The following is a 20,922-nucleotide window of genomic DNA, read 5'->3' as shown; positions in this document are numbered from 1 at the left end:
AGGTCTGATCCTGAAGGTACTTGCTCGATCCGATGCCATTGGCCAGCGAGACGAACAGCGTTGAGAGACGCGCTTGTCTTGGTGGCAGCGACCCAGCTGATGTACTCCTCAGTTGGTCGAGATGTTGGCCTGCAGTGTGTGGGTCAGGCTTTCTTACGTGGCCCCTGTCACCAAGAAGCGCACGCGATCGCCACGGTAATGGTAGGCGCTCCACTGACACACCACAGCCGCGCTTGTTTGATTTTCGTCAATTCCGCCGACACATGAAATTCGCAGTGGGGGTGCTTGACTGCATGGGTCAAGAATCGTTGCGGAGTCGCGCATGAGTGCAGTCACGGGTGGCAGGGTCGGTCGGGCAGCGTGCCGGCATGTGTCAGTACGGCAAGGTTCGGTACGTGCAGGTGATGGTGCGGGGTGTGGTGAGCAAAGGCTCGCATCACTGCCAAACGGCAAGCAGGCGCTGGCTTCACTCGTAATGGCGCCCCTGCGCGCCGTTGTTCGCTGAGGGGGCGCCATGCGCATCTGTGTTCTCAATGACGCACTGAAGGACCCGACCGGGCTGGAGCAGCGCTGCGTGGCGGCACGCGAGGCTGGCTGCGATTACGTGGTGATGGCCGCGCCCTTCGAGCGCGATGCCGAAGGCCGTTTGATCGAGCCGGCGGCCGGTGCCCCGACGCAAATGCAGCGCCTGCACGAGTCGGTGCAGGCGGCGCGCCGTGCGGGGGTAAAGCTGTTGATCGATGTGCGCCTGGACGAAGTGGGCGGTGCCAGTGCGGTGGTGCGCGATAACCCACAGTGGTTCCGCGCGCGCAGCACCGCGGTTCCGGACCCGCGTCAGCCGCGTGCGACGCCGGAAGTGGCCGAAGCCCGCTTTGCCTACGCACAGGAAGGTGCGGCGCTGGTGGAATGGTGGAGTGCGCGCCTGCTGGAGTGGGTGGGCCAGGGCGTGGGTGGCTTCCGGCTGCTGCAGCCGCAGCAGGTGCCGGTACAGCGCTGGCGCGAGTTGATCGCGCGTGTGCACGCGCAGGCGCCGGAGGTGGTGTTTGCGGCGTGGACGCCGGGTCTGGGGTTGGAGGCCTTGCAGCAGCTGGCCGGTGCCGGGTTCGATGTGGCGTTTTCGTCGCTTGCCTGGTGGGATGGCCGCGGCAGCTGGTTCTTCGACGAAGACAGCGCACTGCGTGCGTTGGCGGCGCAGGTCGTTGCCGTGCTGGACGCGCCCGATGGCAAGCGCGCCGCGGCGCCCGAGCAGCATTGGCAACTGGCACTGGCGTTGGGCGGGGCATGGCTGCTAGACGATGCGCACCTGGCGGCACTGCCATCGTCGATCCGCATCACCGACGGCCTGCCAATCAGCAATGCAGGCATGCGGTTGCGCCCGCTGCTGCGTGAGGCGACCGGGCTCACCGCGGCGGCGATCGAGCCGCTGGGCGGCTTGCCCTCCTTGTTGCTGATCAACGGCGACACCCGGCATGTGGTGCCGGTGCCGGCCTCAGACCTGTTGCGGCTGCTCGGCGATGCCGAGGCCTTGGTGGCCGAAGATGGCCGCACCTTGTCCGGGGCCACGCTGGAGGCGCTGGAGCCGGGCGAAGTGCGCGTGTATCGCAGCGTGCCGGCGCGCCATGTACTGGCTGTGCCGCGCATGCGCCCGCGTGCGCAGACCGCCGGTACCTGGCCACGCGTGTGCATCGAGTCGGTGACGCCGTCGGTGGATAACGGCCGTTTTCCGGTCAAGCGCACGGTGGGCGACCGCATTTGCGTGGAGGCCGACGCGTTCTGCGATGGGCATGACCGCATCGCGGTGGCGGTGCTGTGGCGTCCGGCCGACGCCAAGACCTGGGCCAGCGCGCCGATGCGTGCGTTGGGCAACGACCGCTGGCGCGCCGAGTTTCCATTGGAACGCATCGGCACCTACGAATTTCGCGTGGAAGCCTGGCGCGACGTCTTCGCCACCTTGCATGCGGATCTGGAAAAGAAACGTGCTGCCAATACGGTGCTGCCGGTCGATGTGCAGGAGGCGATTGCGGCAGTGCAGGCCGCACAGGCGCGCAGCGACGGTGCGCTGGCCGAGCGCCTGCAGGCAGTGCTCACCCGCATCGGTGCGCAGAGCGAACCCCTGCAGCAGCTGGCCATCGTGCTGGAGCCGGACACCGCGCAGGCGATGGCGCAGGCCGACGACAAGCCATTCCGCTCGGAGTATCCGGTCACCTTCCGGGTGGAATCCGAGCGCCGCGCGGCGCACTTCGCCAGTTGGTACGAACTGTTCCCGCGTTCGCAAAGTGGCGATGCGAGCCGGCATGGCACCTTCGATGACGTCATCAAGCGCTTGCCGCACATCCGTGCGATGAACTTCGACGTGCTGTACATGCCGCCGATCCATCCAATCGGCCTGAACAACCGCAAGGGCCGCAATAACTCGGTGACGGCGGTGGAAGGCGAGCCCGGCAGCCCATACGCGATCGGTGCGACCGATGGTGGGCATACCGAAGTTCACGCCGAACTCGGTGGACTGGAAGGCTTTCGACGCCTGATCCAGGCCGCGCGTGCGCAGGGTTTGGAAGTGGCGCTGGATTTTGCCATCCAGTGCGCGCCGGATCACCCGTGGTTGAAGGAGCACAAGGACTGGTTCACCTGGCGCGCCGATGGCTCGATTCCGTACGCGGAGAACCCGCCCAAGAAATACCAGGACATCGTCAACGTCGATTTCTACGCCAGCGGCGCGGTGCCGGACCTGTGGAATACGCTGCGCGACGCGGTGCTGTTCTGGGTCAACGAAGGCGTCACGCTGTTCCGTGTCGACAACCCGCACACCAAGCCGTTCCCGTTCTGGGAATGGCTGATTGCCGATGTGCGCGGCCGGCGCCCGGATGTGGTGTTTCTCTCCGAAGCCTTCACGCGGCCAAAGATGATGTACCGCCTGGCCAAATGCGGTTTCTCGCAGTCCTACACCTACTTCACCTGGCGCAACCACAAGCACGAGCTGCAGGCCTATGTGGAAGAGTTGAACGAGGGCGTGCCGCGCGAATGCTTTCGCCCGCATTTCTTCGTCAATACGCCCGATATCAATCCGCTGTTCCTGCAGACCAGTGGGCGCAACGGCCATCTGATCCGCGCCGCGCTGGCCACCACGCTCTCAGGCTTATGGGGCATGTACCAGGGCTTCGAACTCTGCGAAGCCACCCCGCTGGCGCCGGGCAAGGAAGAGTATCTGGACTCGGAAAAATTCCAGCTGCGCGCCTGGCCCGAACGTGCGCCCGGCGACATCGTCGAGGAGATCACCCGCTTCAACCAGCTGCGCCGCATGCATCCGGAACTGCAGTCGCACCTGGGCACGCGCTTCTACCAGGCGCATAACGACCAGGTGCTGTACTACGGCAAATTCCTGGATGCCGGCTACCTGTCGCGCAGCCGCAGCATGGTGCTGGTGGCGATCAATCTGGATCCGCACGCCGGGCAGGACGCCGATATCGAAATTCCGTTGTGGGAACTGGGCCTGCCCGATCACGCCAGCGTTGCCGTGGACGATCTGTGGGATGGCCATCGTTTCGCGTGGCACGGCAAATACCAACACATCCGTCTAGAGGCAACGCGACCGTTCGCGTTATGGCGCATCCGCGCAGGAGAGGTCGCATGAATGCAGTGGCATCGTTACAAGCCGACGCAGAGCAGTCCGCCGTGGTTGCCGACCAGCGTTGGTACAAGGACGCGATCATCTACCAGGTGCATGTCAAGTCGTTCTTCGACTCCAACGACGACGGCATCGGCGATTTTCCGGGGCTGATTTCCAAGCTGGACTACATCGCCGAACTCGGCGTAGACACCATCTGGCTGCTGCCGTTCTATCCCAGCCCGCGCCGCGACGATGGTTACGATATCGCCGAATACATGGCGGTGCATCCGGACTACGGCAGCATCGAAGATTTCGAGCAGCTGGTGGCGCAGGCGCATGCGCGCGGCATCCGTATCGTCACCGAGCTGGTGATCAACCACACCTCCGACCAGCACCCCTGGTTCCAGCGCGCACGTCATGCGCCCGCTGGCTCGCCAGAGCGCGACTTCTACGTATGGTCGGACACCGACCAGGAATACGAAGGCACGCGGATCATCTTCTGCGATACCGAGAAATCCAACTGGACCTGGGATCCGGTGGCCGGGCAATACTTCTGGCATCGCTTCTACTCGCACCAGCCGGATCTGAACTTCGACAATCCGGCGGTGCTGGAAGCGGTGCTGGAGGTGATGCGTTTCTGGCTGGATCGCGGCGTGGATGGCCTGCGTCTGGATGCGGTGCCGTACCTGATCGAGCGCCCGGGCACCTCCAACGAAAACCTGCCCGAAACCCACGCGATCCTGCGCAAGATCCGCGCCACCCTGGACGCGGAATACCCGGACCGCATGCTGCTGGCAGAAGCCAACATGTGGCCGGAAGATACCCAGCAGTATTTCGGCCAGAATGCCGACGAATGCCATATGGCGTTCCACTTCCCGCTGATGCCGCGCATGTACATGGCCATCGCGCGCGAAGACCGCTTCCCTATCACCGACATCATGCGCCAGACCCCGGAGATTCCGGAAAGCTGCCAGTGGGCGATCTTCCTGCGCAACCACGATGAGTTGACGCTGGAAATGGTGACCGATTCGGAGCGCGATTATCTGTGGCAGACCTATGCCGCCGACCGCCGCGCCCGCATCAACCTGGGGATTCGCCGCCGCCTGGCGCCCCTGCTGGAGCGCGACCGCCGCCGCATCGAATTGATGACCTCGTTGCTGCTGACCATGCCCGGCACGCCGGTGCTGTATTACGGCGACGAGATTGGCATGGGCGACAACATCCACCTGGGCGACCGCGACGGCGTGCGCACGCCGATGCAATGGTCGATCGACCGCAACGGCGGTTTCTCGCGCGCCGACCCGGCGCAGCTGGTGCTGCCGCCGGTGATGGACCCGCTGTACGGCTTCCAGGCGGTGAATGTGGAAGCGCAGATGCGCGACCAGCATTCGCTGCTGACCTGGACCCGCCGCGTGCTCAGCGTGCGCAAGCGCTACCAGGCCTTCGGCCGCGGCAGCTTGCGCTTCCTGTACCCGGGCAACCGCCGCATGCTGGCGTACCTGCGCTGCTATCAGGATGAAACCGTGTTGTGCGTGGCCAACCTCTCGCACACCTTGCAGGCGGTAGAGCTGGATCTGTCCGAGTTCGAGGGCCGGGTGCCGGTGGACATCATCGGTGGCGGCAGCTTCCCGCCGATCGGCCGGTTGACCTATCTGCTGACGGTGCCGCCGTTCGGCTTCTACGCCTTCCAGCTGGTCAGCGAAGGCACATTGCCCGATTGGCATGTCCCCAGCCCGGTGCCGCTGCCGGATTACCGCACGCTGGTGCTGCGCAGCGATGCCGACGAAAGCGCCGCACTGCTGCCGCATCTGCCCACCCTGGAAGGCGAAATCCTGCCGGCGTGGCTATCGGCGCGACGCTGGTTCTCGGCCAAGGACCAGGCGCTGCGCAGCGTGCGCATCGCGCGCCGCACGCCGTTGCCGGGCGATGAGCCGATGACGCTGCTGGAACTGGAGGTAGAGCTGGAAGACGGCCGCCACGAGCGCTACATGCTGCCGGTGGGCATCGTGTGGGAGCGCGAGCAGCCGAGCACATTGGCCGAGCAACTGGCGCTGGCGCGCGTGCGCCAGGGCCGCGAGGTGGGCTATCTCACCGATGCGTTTGCGCTCAAGCCCATGGTGCGCGGTGTGATCGATGCGCTGCGCAGCAATGCAGCGCTGGACTTCTGCGACGGCGACGATGCCTCGCAACAGGGGCAGGTCTGTTTCGAAGCCACCCCGGCACTGGCAACGCTGGATATCCCGCAAGATCCGGAGATCCGCTGGTTGTCGGCCGAACAGAGCAACAGCTCGCTGGTGGTCGCCGACAAGGCCGTGTTCAAGCTGCTGCGGCATGTGGCCGTAGGCGCGAACCCGGAGATCGAGATCGGCCGCCGCCTGACCGAGATGGGCTATGCCAATGCCGCGCCGCTGCTGGGCAGCGTCAGCCGCATCGACGCGCAGGGCACCGTCACCACCATCGCGTTGTTGCAGGGCTTCATCCGCAACCAGGGCGATGCCTGGCGCTGGACGCTGGACCATCTGGCGCGCAGCTTCGACGAATACGCCACCGCGCAGACCGACGAGGCGCGCGCCGAAGCGGTCGCCGGCTACGATGCCTTCGCCGCCGTGGTGGGCAAGCGCCTGGCCGAGTTGCACGAAGCGCTGTCGCGCGCCACCGACGATGCCGACTTCGCGCCGCAACGCATCGACCTGCCGACCGCCAATGATGTGGTGGCCGGCGTGGGACGCCAGGTCGAAGAGATGTGGGACACCGTCAACGCACGCCTGGCCGGCAGCGAAGACAGCGCCGAACGCGAGGCGCTGGAGGCGGTGCTCGCCGAGCGCCCGCAGCTGGATGCCTTGCTCGCCAGGGCGCCGAGCGTGCTGGCCGATTCCTTGCTCACGCGCGTTCATGGCGATTTCCACCTGGGCCAGATCCTGGTGGCCTTCGACGATGTGGTGCTGATCGACTTCGAAGGCGAGCCGGCCAAGCCGCTGGCCGAACGCCGCGCCAAGGCCAGCCCGCTGCGCGACGTGGCCGGTTTCCTGCGCTCGCTCGATTACGCCAGCGAAGTGTCGGCACGTGGCGAGGAAGGCACCGCCGCCCGCGCGGGTGTTGGCGTGGACACGCACCTGGACGAATTTCTGGTGCAATTCCGCCGCCGCTCCACACAAGCCTTCCTGGACGCTTACCATGCCGTGCTCGACGCCAGCGCCCATCCGTGGATTGCGCCGGCGGCGTTCAACGCAGCCACCTTGCTGTTCCTGGTGGAGAAGGCTTGCTACGAAGTGCGTTATGAAGCGGCCAATCGCCCTGGCTGGTTGATGGTGCCGATCGAAGGCTTGCGACGCATCCTGCAACGTGCACGCGCCGGTGCAGGAGACACATGATGAGTGGAGTAATGACAGCAGTGAGCAATCGATGGGATCCCGGCGCGGTACGCGCCCTGGCAGAGGCGCGCCATGGCGACGCGTTCGCGGTATTGGGCGCACACCCGTCCGACAACGGGCGCTTGTTGCGCACCTATCTACCCGGCGCCGACCGGGTCAGCGCGGTGCTCGACGATGGGCAGGTGGTGGCGCTGGACGCCGGCCCGGAGCCGGGCCTGTTCGCCGGCGAGTTGCCGGCGCACGGTGGGTATCGCCTGCGCATCGGCTGGCCCGGTGGCGAGCAGGAGACCGCCGACCCGTACGCGTTCGGCCCGCAGCTCAGTGACTTCGACCTGCACCTGATCAGCGAAGGCCACCACTTGCAATTGGCCGACGCGTTGGGCGCCAACGTGGTCGAAGTGGACGGCGTGCGCGGCACGCGCTTTGCCGTCTGGGCACCGAATGCCTCGCGCGTGGCGGTAGTGGGCGACTTCAACAGCTGGGACGCGCGCCGGCATCCGATGCGGCTGCGTCACCAGGCCGGCGTGTGGGAGTTGTTCGTGCCCGACGTCGGCCCCGGCGCGCATTACAAGTACCAGCTGCGCGGTCCGCACGGGCACGAACTGCCGGCCAAGGCCGACCCGGTGGCACGCCGCGCGGAGCTTGCGCCGGGCACTGCGTCCATCGTGGCCGATCCCACGCCGCATCAGTGGAGCGACGACGGCTGGATGGCCACGCGTGCGCGCCGCCAGGCCCACGACGCGCCGATGAGCATCTACGAGATCCACGCCGGCTCGTGGTTGCGCGAAGCAGGGCTGGATCTGGATTGGGACGGGCTGGCCGATCGCCTGATTCCGTACGTGGCCGATATGGGCTTTACCCATGTCGAGTTGATGCCGGTGAGCGAGCATCCGTTCGGCGGCTCCTGGGGCTACCAGCCATTGGGTCTGTTCGCGCCGACCGCGCGCTTCGGGACACCCGATGGATTTGCGCGCTTTGTCGACCGCTGCCACCGCGAAGGCATCGGCGTGATCGTCGATTGGGTGCCGGCGCACTTTCCCACCGATGCGCACGGGCTGGCGCATTTCGACGGCACCGCGCTGTACGAGCATGCCGACCCACGCGAAGGCTTCCACCGCGACTGGAATACGCTGATCTACAACCACGGCCGCCGCGAGGTATCCGGGTTCCTGATTGCCAGTGCGATGGAATTCCTGCAGCGCTATCACGTCGATGGCCTGCGCGTGGATGCGGTGGCCTCGATGCTGTACCGCGATTACAGCCGCAACGCCGGCGAGTGGATACCCAACATCCACGGCGGGCGCGAGAACTACGAGACCATCGCGTTCCTGCGCCGGCTCAACGAGGTGGTGCGCGAGCACACACCGGGCGCGGTGATGATTGCCGAGGAATCCACTGCGTTTCCCGGTGTCACCGCCGACGTGGCGCACGGCGGCCTGGGCTTTCACTACAAGTGGAACATGGGCTGGATGCACGACACCCTGCATTACGCCGGGCTGGATCCGATCTATCGCCGCTACCACCACGGTGAGCTGACTTTCAGCATGGTCTATGCGTATTCGGAGCGCTTCGTGCTGCCGATCTCGCACGACGAAGTGGTGCACGGCAAGGGTTCGTTGCTGGGCCGCATGCCGGGCGACGATTGGCAGCGCTTCGCCAACCTGCGTGCGTACCTGGGTTTCATGTTCACCCACCCGGGGCGCAAGTTGCTGTTCATGGGCTGCGAATTCGGCCAACCGACCGAGTGGAACCACGACGCCGGCCTTCCGTGGCATTTGCTCGACGACCCTCGCCATCGTGGTGTGCAGACGTTGGTGCGCGATTTGAACCGGCTGTATGTGCAATACCCGGCGCTGCATGCGCACGACGACGATCCGTCCGGATTCGCCTGGGTGGTGGGCGACGATGCCGGCAATAGCGTGGTGGCGTTCCTGCGCAAGGGCAAACGTGGCGACGCACCGGTGCTGGTGGTGATCAACTTCACCCCGGTCGTGCAGCACGGCTATCGCATCGGCGTGCCACAAGGCGGCCAGTGGCGCGAGGTGTTCAACAGCGACGCCGGCATCTACGGCGGCAGCAACCTGGGCAATGGCGGCAGCGTGACGGCCGAGCAGCAATCCATGCATGGGCACGCGCAATCGCTGCCGCTGCTGTTGCCACCGCTGGGCGCCATCGTGCTGACGCCGTATGGCTGATGCTTCCTGCGCCTACCACCGGGCAAACGGCCCGGCGGTAGGCGGCAGCTGCGTCATGCATCCAGCTTTCATCGACAGGGTGCGCCATCTGCTGGCATCGCTTGCATTGCTGCGCTCCCACTCGACTGTGATGGCATGGGTCTGTGCAGGCGGACGCTTGCGCAGCAAGTCATCCAGCAGCAGGTCATCCCGATGATCACGCGCAAACACGGTGATGGCGAGCCGGGCATCGGCACGCGCATCGGCGTGATCTCCGATACGCATGGCCTGCTTCGGCCCGAAGCGCTTGCCGCGCTTAAGGGCTGCTCGCAGATCATCCACGCCGGCGATGTGGGCAAGCCGCAGGTGCTTGAGGCGTTGCGGGCACTGGCACCGCTGCATGCCATCGCAGGCAATATCGACGACAAGCCGTGGGCGAACGGCTTACCGCAGACGCTGGATCTGCACATCGCTGGTGTGCGTATCCACGTGCTGCACGATCTGAAGACGCTGGCACCGCAGGTGCAGGCGGATGTGGTCATCAGCGGCCATTCGCACAAGCCGTCGGTGCACATGCACGATGGGGTGCTGTACCTCAATCCGGGCAGCGCCGGGCCGCGTCGCTTCAGTCTGCCGATCAGCGTGGCCATGCTCTGGCTGGGCGATGGCGCGCCGCGCGCGCACGTGCAGCCATTGGCCCTGGGCTGAGTCCGCTGACTTGGCATGCACACCGGCGGGGCCATGCTCGTGGGCCACGTTGTTGCAAGGGATTCCCCATGAATACACGTCGCCAATTCCTTTCTGCTGCCGCGGCCGGTACTGCGGCATTGGCCGCTGCACCGTTGATGGCGCAATCATCGGCGCCCGGCAGCGTGATGCCCACGCGCGGGAAAACCGATGCGGGCGCATTGCCGACCAATCCGCGCGTCCAGGGCGAACGCTACCGGCCTCGCAGTCGTCTCGGCTTCGGTGGCGTGGCCATCGGCAATGGCTTTGCGCCTGCCACCGACGCCCAGAGCGAGCAAACGCTGGCAGCGGTATGGGAATCGGGCGTGCGGTATTTCGATACCTCGCCTTGGTACGGGCTGGGCTTGTCGGAGCGACGTACCGGCCATCATCTGCACAACCATCCGGCCGACGATTACGTGGTGTCGACCAAGGTCGGGCGCCTGCTCACCGCGACCGACACGCCGCCCAAGACGATGTGGCAGCAACCTTCGCCGTTCGACTATCGCTACGACTACAGCGCGTCCGGTGTACGGCGCTCGATCGAAGACAGCCTGCAGCGTCTGGGGGGGTCGCAGATCGACATCGCGTATATCCACGATCTCTCGCCGGAGAACGAAAAAGACCTGGGCATGCCATGGGAGCAGCGGTTCGCCGAGGCGGTGAAGGGCGCGATGCCGGAGCTGACCAAGATGCGCAAGGAGGGCTTGATCAAGGCCTGGGGCTTTGGCGTCAATCGTCCTGAGCCGGCCTTGCGCGCAATCGAAGAAGCCGACCCCGACATCTTCCTGCTCGCCTGCCAGTATTCGCTGCTCGACCATGCGCAGGCCTTGCATGACACCTTCCCGAAGATCGCAAAGCATGGCGCCTCGGTGGTGGTCGGTGCGCCATTGTTGGCTGGCTATCTGGCCGGGCGCGAGCGGTATCTCTACGACGGCACCATTCCGCCATGGGCGCCTGCCAAGCGGCAGAAAGCGCTGGCCATCTGCGACCGGCACGGCGTGGATCTACGCACCGTTGCGCTGCAATTTGCTGCAGCTCCGCAGGTGGTGTCGGCGGTGATTCCCGGTGCGCGCACGGCCGAGCAGGCCCGCGCCAATGCGACCTCGATGCAGGTGGCGATTCCGCCGGCCCTGTGGGAAGCGCTCAAGCGCGAAGGCGTGATCGAGGCAGACGCGCCAGTGCCCGCGGCGCGTTAAGGGCCGGGCTCGCGCGCAGCGCATGGTGTTTGCGCTGCGTGGCAATCAAAACGTCCCGCGTTGAATGAACGGCGCTTGTTGATACAACACGCGCTCGCCACCACGTGGATCCGGTTCCAACCGGCTTGGCGTATCGAACACCAGCGTTTCGCGCCGTTTCAAGGAATAGGGTTGCCAGTGCGGCGCACCGCGGCGGTTGGGGTCGCCATGCCGGGCAAACGCAATCAGCGCTTCGCTCATTTGCTCGGCCATGCGCTGCGCATCGGCACCATCGCCGGTGCGCGAGCCCGGCTGGCGCACGTTGTCGAACACCAGCGGAATATCCAGGGTATGGAAGGCGCCGAACTTGCCGCCATCCAGCGGCGAACCCCAATCCAGTTGATAGACCCAGGTGGGCGCGCCCTGACGGGCACGCGCCTCGGCTTCTTCGACAGCGCCGCGCCACGAGCGGCCGGCGGTGGTGGCTGCGAAGAACACCTGCGACGGCGTGTACTGCGGATAGAGCCGCCGATATTCGGCAATGACCACCTGCGGCAACAGGTCCACGTATTGCTGCGCCTCCAGCCTGGCCGGCAGCTCGTCCCAGCTCAGCGCGAAATTCTTCGCATCGTTACCGAGAAAGCCGCGTGTTTCATCGCGCGTATTGCCGATCACCATCGGGATGCGGGCCGACTGCACCGGCGCGGTTGGCCAGAACGGATGCACCGGCACGTTGCGCGCGTCCAGCACCGGGCCGAAATACAGCGCGGTGTTTTCCACCCGCGACGGGTCGCGCACGTGCGCGGCGGCCAGCAGCTGGGCCACAGGTAGCGTGCGCATGCGCGCGATCTCGCCTGGCGCAATCTTTAACGCATCCAGCAACAGTTGCGCGCGCCGGGTGGCCGCACGCGGCCCGGCCACGGTGACCTGTTGCCCGCTCATGGTCCAGGCGCGATGAAAGAGCCCGCGCGCGGCCGGCATCGCCATCAGCGTGGCGATCTTGGCGCCACCGCCCGATTGCCCAAACACCGTGACATTGTTGGCGTCGCCGCCGAATTCGGCCGCATGCTGGCGCACCCATTGCAGGGCCTGGATCAGGTCCAGCTGCCCGGCATTGCCGGAGTCGGCAAAACCGGCATCGCCCAGCTGCGCCAGCGACAGGTAGCCAAACAGATTGAGCCGGTGATTGACGGTGACCACCACCACATCGCCGCGCTTGCACAGGCGCACGCCGTCGTAGAGCGGGTCGCTGCCGGAGCCGGTGGTGTAGCCGCCGCCGTGGATATAGAACAACACCGGCCGCTTGCCGCCATCGCGCAGGCCAGGTGTCCACACATTGAGGAACAGGCAGTCCTCACTGGTGGGCTCGTTGGCCTTGAGCTGCGGCGCCGCTGCACCGAATCCGCTGGCATCGCGCACGTGGTGCCACGGCGTTTCCGGCAGCGGCGCCTGGAAGCGCCGCGGGGCAGTGTCGCCGCCATACGGAATGCCCTTGAACACGCAGACGCCCTGGTCGCGGTAGCCGCGCAGCGCGCCGCCACGCACGCGTGCCAGCGGCGCGCCATCGTCGCGTGGCGGCGCAAGTACGGCCGCGGCAGCGAAGCCGGGAAGCGTTGCTGCCGCAGTCGCGAGCAGGCCACCACGCAGCAGCGTGCGGCGTCGCGTGTCGGGGGTGGCTTGGGTCGTCATCGCCCCATCTCCTTCGCCGGTGAAGGTGGTGCAGGCTTGGCTACAGGCGGCTGCGGCTTGGTGACATGCGCGATCCAGGCTTGCGCCAGCTGCGGCCATGCGGACACGGTAAGACCGCTGCCGCTGGCAGCACCGAAACCATGGTCGCCCTGCGGGAATACGTGCAGCTCGCTGGGCACCCCGGCGCGCAGCAGCGCAGCGTGCATCAGCAGGCTGTTGCGCACCGGCACCACGCTGTCGTCCTGCGCATGCAGCAAAAAAGTGGGTGGCGTGTGCGCGTCCACGTGCAGCTGCGGCGAATAGGCCTGCACCTGCGCCTGGCTCGGGGCGCTGCCGATCAGGCGTTCGCGTGAGCCTTTGTGCGCGTTGGCGCTATCCATGTCGATCACCGGGTAGATCAGCAACTGGAAGTCCGGTCGTGCGCTCAGTGCATCGGCCGCGTCGATGGGCGGATACACCCGCGCGGCGTAACGCGTGCCCAGGCTGGCGGCGACATGGCCGCCGGCCGAAAAGCCCATCACGCCCACGCGTTGCGCCTCGATGCCATAGCGCGCCGCATTGGCGCGGATCAGCCGCAAGGCACGTTGCGCATCGGCCAGCGGCACGTCGGCGCCGTTCGGGTGGCCTTCGCCCGGCAGCCGGTAGCGCAGCACGAACAGGGTGATGCCGGCGGTGTCGACGAAACCGGGCACCAGCGCGCTGCCCTCGTTGTCCAGCACGATGCGTTGATAGCCGCCGCCAGGCGCAACCAGCAGGGCGGTGCCATTGGGCTGTTTGGGCCGGTAGACCACCAGGTACGGCCTACTGACCTGCTGGATGTAGCGATCCGGCTGCGCCGGGTCGCTGCTGCGCTCGACGATGCGCTGCGGTTGCGGCAGCGCCGTATCCCCCGGTGCCAGCGGCGTTGGCCACAGCGCGATCCGGCTGGCCTGTTCGGCGGCAGTGTCGGCGCTCGGTCGCTCGGCCGCCGGCGCGGGGCGCGCCAGCAGCACGCCCAGCACAACGAGCGCCAGGCCATGCCGCGTGGCGCGCGAAAGCGCGGTCAAAGCCCGCGTTTGGCGTGTCTGTTCCATTCACCCCTCCCAGGGCCACTTCGTCACCGCGACCACAATGCCGCAGTGCACATTGCCAATGACACCGGTTTACCATATACAGCACACCGTGCCGCTGTCGATTGGCAGTGCAACAAGACACCTATCGGGGAGACACCCTTGAGCAACGACGCCGCCACTCCGCCACCGTCCACATCCACGCTGTCCGCCATCGCCCAGCGCTTTGTGGAAGCACGCCGTGCAGGGGCATCGCTGCCTGACTTTCCCGGGCAAATCCCCGACGATCTGGTCACCGCCTACCAGGTGCAGGACATCGCCATCAGCCAATGGCACGACCATGTCGTGGGCTGGAAGGTGGGGTATATCGCCGCCGAGCGCCGCGATGCATCCGGCGACGAGCGCCTGCTTGGCCCGATCTTCTCGCAGAAGGTCTGGAATGCTACCGGTGGAACAACCGAGTTCCCGATCTTTGTCGGCGGCTTCGGCGCGGTGGAAGCCGAATATGTGCTCGTGCTCGGCGCCGATGCCCCGGCCGAGCAGACCCACTTTACCCCGGAGCAGGCCGCGCAGGTGCCGGCCACCTTGTTCATCGGGGTGGAAATCGCCAGCAGCCCGCTGGCCACCATCAACCAGTTGGGCCCGCGGGTGGTGATTTCGGACTTCGGCAACAACAACGGCCTGATTCTGGGCCCGGAAGTGACCGATTGGCTGGCGCGCGACGAGGCTGCGCTCACTGCGCAGACGCTGATCGACGACCAGGTGGTCGGCACCGGCGGCGCCACCACCTTGCCCGGCGGCCTGCGCGCGGCCTACGCATTCGCGCTCAGCCGTTCGGCACAGCGCGGGCGTCCGCTCAAGCGCGGTGATCTGATTGCCACCGGCAATGCCACCGGTATCCACGACATCGAAGTGGGGCAGCGTGCCCTGATTCGCTTCGCCGGCATCGGCGATATTTCCTGTACGGCTGTGTCCGCCAGTTGACGGCGGCCCCGTGACCAGACGCTTGGGAGGGCGCCAATGATCACACGCAGACATTTTCTTGGTGCCGGGCTCGGCGCCGCGGCTGCCGCCCCCTGGTTGGGTGCCGGCGCCACCACGCCGATTCCCGGCGGGCAGTTGCTCACCGCCACCGATGTGCACGTCGGCGATTACCCCACCGTGGAAGCGGTGCGCTGGTTCGGCAAGCAGCTGGAAGAACGCACCCATGGCCGGCTCAAGCTGCGCCAGTACCACTCCGGCCAACTGGGCCGCGAGTCGGAGGCGATCGACATGGCGCGCTTTGGCGCCATCGACATCACCCGTGTGTATTCGGGCGCGTTGAACAACACCTTCCCGCTCACGCAGGCGCTATGCCTGCCGTATGTGTTCGATTCGGTACCGCATCTGCGCCGGGCCATCGACGGGCATGTCGGCGACAGCGTGCTGCGCAGCTTCGAGCAGCGCGATCTGGTCGGTCTTGCCATCTACGATTCGGGCGCGCGCTGCTTCTACAACACCAAGCATCCGCTGCATCGCCCGGAAGATCTCAAGGGCCTGAAATTGCGGGTGGCGTCGTCGGACATCTTCCTCAAGCTGATGCGCATGCTGGGCGCCAACCCCACGCCGATGTCGCTGGGCGAGACGTTCTCGGCGATGGAAACGCACATGATCGACGGTGCGGAAAACAACATGCGCAGCTTCCAGTCCAGCCGGCATTTCGAAGCCGCGCATTACTGGTCGCAGAGCGAACACTCCTACGCGCCGGACATCCTGGTGATGTCGCGCCAGAGTTTCCAATCGCTGAGCGCGGCCGACCGCGGCCTGGTGGTGGAACTGGCGCGTGCCTCGGTGCCGGTGATGCGCAACTTGTGGGATGCCTCCGAGACGGTGGCGCGCAAGCAGGTCATCGACTACGGCGTGAAGCTCAACCAGGTCGACATGCCGGCGTTCCGCGCCGCCGCTGCCCCGCTGCTGGCCGAATACCGCAAGCAGCCGGAGATCGAAGCGCTGTACCGCCGCATCCGCGATTTCGCATAGAGGTGACCCGATGACCGAACCCGAGACTGTTGCCGTCCCGGTCGCGCCGTTGCAGCGCGCGCTGGACCGCGTTTCCGATATCGCCGTGGGCGTGGCCTCCTTGGCGCTGCTGGGCCTGGTGGTCGTGCAGGGCTGGCAGGTGTTTACCCGCTACGTGCTCAACGACTCGCCCAGCTGGACCGAGCCGGTAACCCTGTTGCTGCTGAGCACCGCCCTGAGCCTGGGCGCGGCGGCCGGCGTGCATACCAACCGCCACTTCGGCTTCTACCTGCTGGGCGAACACGTGCCGCCGCTGGTGCGCAAGATGTTCGAAGTGATCCGCCCGCTGATGATCATGTCCATTGGCGCGGTGCTGGCGTGGTGGAGCGCGGCGCTGCTGTTGGACGGGCTGGATATCAAGATGGCCGGTGCGCAGATGCCGCAGAGCATCAACTACCTGCCGCTGTCGATCGGCGGTGCGCTGATGGTGCTGTTTGCCGTGTTCAAGTTGTGGCGTGTGCTGCGCCCGGTCCATGCTGGAGGAGTGCGCTGATGGGCATCGCCATGTTGTTGGGCACCTTCGTGGTGCTGCTGTTGATCGGCGTGCCGGTGGCCTACGCCCTGGGCGCGGCGGCACTGGCCACGCTGCTGTATCTGGACCTGCCCACGGTAGTGCTGGTGCAGCAGATTTCTGCCGGTAGCGGCTCGGCGTCGTTGATTGCGATCCCGCTGTTTATCTTCGCTGGCGAGTTGATGTTGCGCGGTGGCATTTCCGAACGCCTGATCGCCTTGGCCTCGTCGTTGGTCGGGCGTGTGCGCGGCGGTCTGGGCCAGGTCAGCGTGCTGTCGTCGCTGTTCTTCGGCGGCGTCTCCGGCTCGGCGATTGCCGATGTCTCGGCGGTGGGCGGCACCATGATTCCGCAGATGATCAAACGCGGTTACGACCGCGATTACGCGGTGAACGTGAGCATGACCGCTGCGCTGGTGGCCTTGCTGGTGCCGCCTTCGCATAACCTGATCCTGTTCTCGGCCGCAGCCGGCGGCGGCTTGTCGATTGCCGATCTGTTCGCGGCCGGCATCTTTCCGGCGTTGTTGATGACCGCCGCGATGATGGTGACCGGCTATGCAGTGGCGCGTCATCGCGGCTACGGCACCGAAGCCTTTCCCGGTTGGCGTGCGGTGGCCCTGCGCCTGATCGGTGCGCTGCCCGGCCTGGGGTTGGTCGGATTGATCTTCATCGGGATTCGCGCCGGCATCTTCACCGCGGTGGAAAGCGCCGCCATTGCCGTGGTGTACGCATTGATCGTCACCGCATTGCTGTATCGCCAATTGCGTTGGGCCGAGTTCTTCGCGGCGGTGACGCATGCGGCGCGCACCACCGGCGTGATCCTGTTCGTGATCGCCACCGCTGCGGTGTTCGGCTGGTTGCTGGCCTATTTGCAGGTGCCTGCGGCAGCGGTGAAGTTCCTGCAGGCCATTGCCGACAGCAAGAACATGGTGCTGTTGATGATCGTGGTGATGCTGCTGTTGCTGGGCATGTTCATGGACCTGGCGCCGAAGATCCTGATCTGCACGCCGATCTTCCTGCCGGTGGTGAAGGCCTACGGCATCGACCCGATCCACTTCGGCCTGGTGATGGTGCTGGCCGGCGGTATCGGCCTGATCACGCCGCCGATCGGCTCGGTGTTGTTCATCGGTACTTCCATCGGGCAGATCACCATCGCGCAAAGCATGCGCACCATCTGGCCGTTCTGGCTGGCGGCGTTGTGCGTGCTGTTGATCGTTGCCTTTTTCCCTGAGTTGTCGCTGTGGCTGCCGCGCGCCCTGCGCGCCTGAGCTGGGGCGATTGCGTGATTGCGTAACGGCAAACGGGCGGTCGGTACGGCTTGTTCGCGTGGTAACGAGCGCCTGCCATCCACACGCAGGCGCGTCAGGCGTCGCTGCCGGCGGGAGGCTCTGTCGCATCTGGTTAACCGGTGGCATTGCGCGCCATCGTGGTAAAGCCCGGCATCCGGGACTAGGAGAGAGCATGCGTGTGCGTCCCATTTCATCCCGATGGCGTTGGCTGATGGCCGGCGGCTTGCTGCTGTGCGCCGGCCTGAGCGCTGCGGCGGACTGGAAGCGCGGTATCGAGCACCAGCGCATCGCCGACCAGGGCGATGGCAGCTTTCTCAATCCGGTGCTGGCCGGCGACCATCCCGACCCGTCGGTGCTCAAGGATGGCGATGATTACTACCTCACGCTGTCTTCGTTCGATGCCTACCCGGGCCTGCCGATCTGGCACTCGCGCGATCTGGTCAACTGGCAGCCGCTGGGCCACGCCATCACCCAGAACGTGGGCGCGATCTGGGCACCGGACCTGATCAAGCACGGCAAGCGCTACTACATCTACTTCCCGGCGCGGCGCGGCGACCAGGGCGAGCGCAGCAATTTTGTGGTCTGGGCCGACGACATCAAAGGCCCGTGGAGCGCGCCGATCGACATCGGCCTGGGCAAATACATCGACCCCGGCCATGCAGTGGGCGAGGACGGCAAGCGTTACCTGTTCCTGAGCGGCGGCGATTACGTGCAGCTGTCCGATGACGGCCTGAAGGTGGTCGGCACCCCCAAGCACGTCTACGACGGCTGGAAATATCCGGAAAGCTGGGACGTGGAAGGCTACGCCCAGGAAGGCCCCAAGATCACCCGCCACAACGGCTGGTACTACATGACCACCGCCGTGGGCGGAACCGCCGGCCCGCCGACCGGGCACATGGTGATCACTGCGCGTTCGCGCTCGATCCACGGCCCCTGGCAGAACGCGCCCAACAACCCGATCACCCGCACCAGGAGCGCGCAGGAGCCGTGGTGGTCGCGCGGCCACGCCACCCTGGTGGAGGGCACCGACAAGCGCTGGTGGATGCTCTACCACGGCTACGAAAACGGCTACTGGACGCTAGGCCGGCAGGCGCTGCTGGACCCGATCGAATGGACGCCCGATGGCTGGTTCGTCGCCAAGGGTGGGGACCTGGGCACGCCGCTGAAAAAGCCCAGTGGGCAGGCCCTGCCGCACGGGTTGGCGTTGTCGGACGATTTCCGCGCCAGCACGCTCGGCCCGCAGTGGGCGTTCTTCAATCCGGCTGCCGACGAGGCCAAGCGCCTGCAGGTGGGCAATGGCGTGTTGCGGCTGCAGGGCAAGGGCAGCGCGCCGCGCGACGCTTCGCCGCTGACGGTGATCGCCACCGACCCGGCCTACCAGTTCGAAGTGCAGATGACCGTGTCACCGGGCGGACAGGGCGGGGCGTTGCTGTTCTACAGCGACAAGCTCTATGCCGGCGTCGGCAGCAATGGGCAACAGTTCGTCATGCATCGCTACGGCGAGGAACGCCCGGCCACGCTGGCGCCCAGCACCAACGGCGGCACGCTATGGCTGCGCGTCACCAACAACCGCCACATCGTCACCATTCACAGCAGCACCGATGGCAAGGCCTGGACCAAGTACCCGGTGCAGATGGAAGTGTCCGGTTACCACCACAACGTGGCCGGCAAGTTCCTGGCCCTGAAGCCGGCGCTGTATGCCGCAGGCCCCGGCCAGGTGGAATTCCGCAATTTCCGCTACCGCGCCCTGGACTGACCGTTCTGCATCGGCGGGCATGTCGTGGCGCTGCCTGCTGTGGCGGGCCCGTCACGGCGGACCCGGTGCAGCGGCAGGCTTCGCTCAGGTCTGCCGGCCGTCGGGCCGGTAGAATCCAATCAACTTTACTGGTTGACCGCTATGCCCGCCCGCAAGATGCCTGAAGAGGGAATGCCTGGCCTGCCGAAGGGTCGGGTCGCAACGATCAACGACATCGCGCGGATGTCGGGCGTGTCCAAGAAGACCGTCTCGCGGATCATCAACAATTCGCCGCTGGTGCGGCAGGACACGCGCGAGAAGGTCGAGGCGCTGATGCGCGAGGTCGGCTATGCGCCGGATCCGCTCGCGCGCGGGCTGGCGTTCCGCCGTTCGTTCCTGATCGGCATGGTCTACGACAACCCCACCGCGCAATACATCGTGGACATGCAGTACGGCGCGCTGGACGCGCTGCGCGGTTCCAGCTTCGAACTGGTGGTGCACCCCTGCGACAGCCGCAGTCCCGGCTATATCGAAGGCGTGCGCCGCTTTGCGCAGGCGCAGAAGCTGCACGGCGTGATCCTGGTGCCACGCGCCTCCGAAGACCAGGCGCTGGCCGACATGCTGGCCGAGATCGGTTGCCGCTACACCCGCATCGCCTCGATCGCGCTGGACACCACCTCGCAGACGGTGATCACCCACGACCGCGACGGGGCAGCGGAGGCGGCCGATTACCTGCTTTCGCTGGGCCACCGCGACATCGCCCTGGTCACCGGCCCCAGCGCCTACCGCTCCTCGATCGAGCGCACCTCCGGCTTTGCCGACGCGCTGACCCGGCGCGGCATCGAACTGCCGCCCGAGCGCATCGTCGAAGCCGGTTACACCTTCGAATCGGGCGTGGCGGCGGCCGAAAAGCTGCTGCTGGGCAAGAAGCGCCCCACCGCCATCTTCACCGGTAACGACGAAATGGCCGCCGGTATCTACAAGGTCGCCCTGCGCGCCGGCATCAGTATCCCGCGCCAGCTCTCGGTGATCGGCTACGACGACAGCTCGCTGGCCTCGCGGCTGTGGCCGCCGTTGACCTCGGTGCGCCGCCACACCCGCGACACCGGCCGCACCGCCGCGGCGATGCTGATCCAGCCCGACAACGCGCCGCAGCTGCCCACCGCCAGCGTGCGGCCGCACCTGATCGTGCGCGACTCCTGCCAGCCGCCGGAAGATTGAGCTACTTGGTCCTGGCGGAAGAGGAACAAAGCCCCTCTCCCGCCGGGGCGAGAAGGCACAGCTTGCGCGGCATCGCCGCGCGTGCCTTGGAGCGCCCGCGCCGCTGGCGCGGGCCGGGGCGCGGAGCGGGGGTTGGGGTGAGGGTAAGGCGGCAGGCAGCCAATTTAGAAAGCTCAGGCTTGCGCCGGGAGGCAATAGGCCACCACCCACAAAGCAAGCTGTGCTCTTCAACACAGCGCGCAGCCTCGTACCCTCATCCGCCCCTGCGGGGCACCTTCTCACGATGGGAGAAGGGAGTTGGTAGTCCGTGCGTCCAC

General features: G+C 66.3%; 13 protein-coding genes. 11 read left to right on the top strand and 2 right to left on the bottom strand.

Annotated elements, in window-relative coordinates:
- Positions 1-514: 514 nt before the first annotated feature.
- The 5 genes from J7396_RS06085 (at position 515) to J7396_RS06065 (ending at position 11,077) form a co-directional block, all read left to right on the top strand.
- On the top strand, positions 515-3,631 hold the full coding sequence (locus tag J7396_RS06085) for a maltotransferase domain-containing protein (RefSeq protein ID WP_209261146.1): 3,117 nt from the start codon (positions 515-517) through the stop codon (positions 3,629-3,631).
- Positions 3,628-6,978 carry a maltose alpha-D-glucosyltransferase gene (treS, locus tag J7396_RS06080; RefSeq protein WP_008574468.1) on the top strand — a complete coding sequence of 1,117 codons (3,351 nt, stop codon included), beginning with the start codon at positions 3,628-3,630 and terminating at the stop codon, positions 6,976-6,978. Before J7396_RS06085 ends, treS begins: the two co-directional genes overlap by 4 nt.
- A gap of 11 nt (positions 6,979-6,989) precedes the next feature.
- Positions 6,990-9,173: a 1,4-alpha-glucan branching protein GlgB gene (glgB, locus tag J7396_RS06075; RefSeq protein ID WP_046932016.1), complete on the top strand. Its 2,184-nt coding sequence runs from the start codon at positions 6,990-6,992 to the stop codon at positions 9,171-9,173.
- Positions 9,174-9,365: 192 nt separating this feature from the next.
- Positions 9,366-9,860, top strand: a complete 495-nt coding sequence (locus tag J7396_RS06070) for a metallophosphoesterase family protein (RefSeq protein WP_057681357.1) — start codon at positions 9,366-9,368, stop codon at positions 9,858-9,860.
- A 68-nt stretch (positions 9,861-9,928) separates the two neighbouring features.
- Complete coding sequence (locus J7396_RS06065) at positions 9,929-11,077, top strand: aldo/keto reductase (RefSeq protein ID WP_209261145.1); 1,149 nt, start codon at positions 9,929-9,931, stop codon at positions 11,075-11,077.
- A 45-nt stretch (positions 11,078-11,122) separates the two neighbouring features.
- Here J7396_RS06065 and J7396_RS06060 read toward each other — a convergent pair whose 3' ends face one another.
- Positions 11,123-12,745 carry a carboxylesterase/lipase family protein gene (locus J7396_RS06060; RefSeq protein ID WP_209261144.1) on the bottom strand — a complete coding sequence of 541 codons (1,623 nt, stop codon included), beginning with the start codon at positions 12,743-12,745 and terminating at the stop codon, positions 11,123-11,125.
- Entirely contained in the window at positions 12,742-13,818 is a 1,077-nt protein-coding gene (locus J7396_RS06055) for an alpha/beta hydrolase (protein WP_209261143.1), read from the bottom strand. Before J7396_RS06055 ends, J7396_RS06060 begins: the two co-directional genes overlap by 4 nt.
- 138 nt (positions 13,819-13,956) lie before the next feature.
- Here J7396_RS06055 and J7396_RS06050 point away from each other — a divergent pair, with 138 nt between their 5' ends.
- The 6 genes from J7396_RS06050 (at position 13,957) to J7396_RS06025 (ending at position 20,605) form a co-directional block, all read left to right on the top strand.
- Positions 13,957-14,778, top strand: a complete 822-nt coding sequence (locus tag J7396_RS06050; protein WP_008574478.1) for a 2-keto-4-pentenoate hydratase — start codon at positions 13,957-13,959, stop codon at positions 14,776-14,778.
- A 36-nt stretch (positions 14,779-14,814) separates the two neighbouring features.
- Complete coding sequence (locus tag J7396_RS06045) at positions 14,815-15,813, top strand: TRAP transporter substrate-binding protein (RefSeq protein ID WP_008574481.1); 999 nt, start codon at positions 14,815-14,817, stop codon at positions 15,811-15,813.
- 10 nt (positions 15,814-15,823) lie between these two features.
- On the top strand, positions 15,824-16,345 hold the full coding sequence (locus J7396_RS06040; protein WP_008574483.1) for a TRAP transporter small permease: 522 nt from the start codon (positions 15,824-15,826) through the stop codon (positions 16,343-16,345).
- Positions 16,345-17,628 (top strand): TRAP transporter large permease, encoded by a 1,284-nt coding sequence (locus J7396_RS06035; protein WP_008574485.1) that lies wholly within the window; start codon positions 16,345-16,347, stop codon positions 17,626-17,628. Before J7396_RS06040 ends, J7396_RS06035 begins: the two co-directional genes overlap by 1 nt.
- A 193-nt stretch (positions 17,629-17,821) precedes the next feature.
- Positions 17,822-19,405 (top strand): family 43 glycosylhydrolase, encoded by a 1,584-nt coding sequence (locus tag J7396_RS06030; RefSeq protein WP_041469209.1) that lies wholly within the window; start codon positions 17,822-17,824, stop codon positions 19,403-19,405.
- A 141-nt stretch (positions 19,406-19,546) separates the two neighbouring features.
- On the top strand, positions 19,547-20,605 hold the full coding sequence (locus J7396_RS06025; protein WP_011345890.1) for a LacI family DNA-binding transcriptional regulator: 1,059 nt from the start codon (positions 19,547-19,549) through the stop codon (positions 20,603-20,605).
- Positions 20,606-20,922 lie beyond the last annotated feature (317 nt).

The sequence above is a fragment of the Xanthomonas sp. A1809 genome, assembly GCF_017746015.1.
In the GTDB taxonomy this organism is placed as follows: Bacteria; Pseudomonadota; Gammaproteobacteria; order Xanthomonadales; family Xanthomonadaceae; genus Xanthomonas; species Xanthomonas euvesicatoria.
The sequence above is the reverse complement of the archived record's forward strand: the minus strand, read 5'-3'. Positions and strand labels throughout refer to the sequence as shown.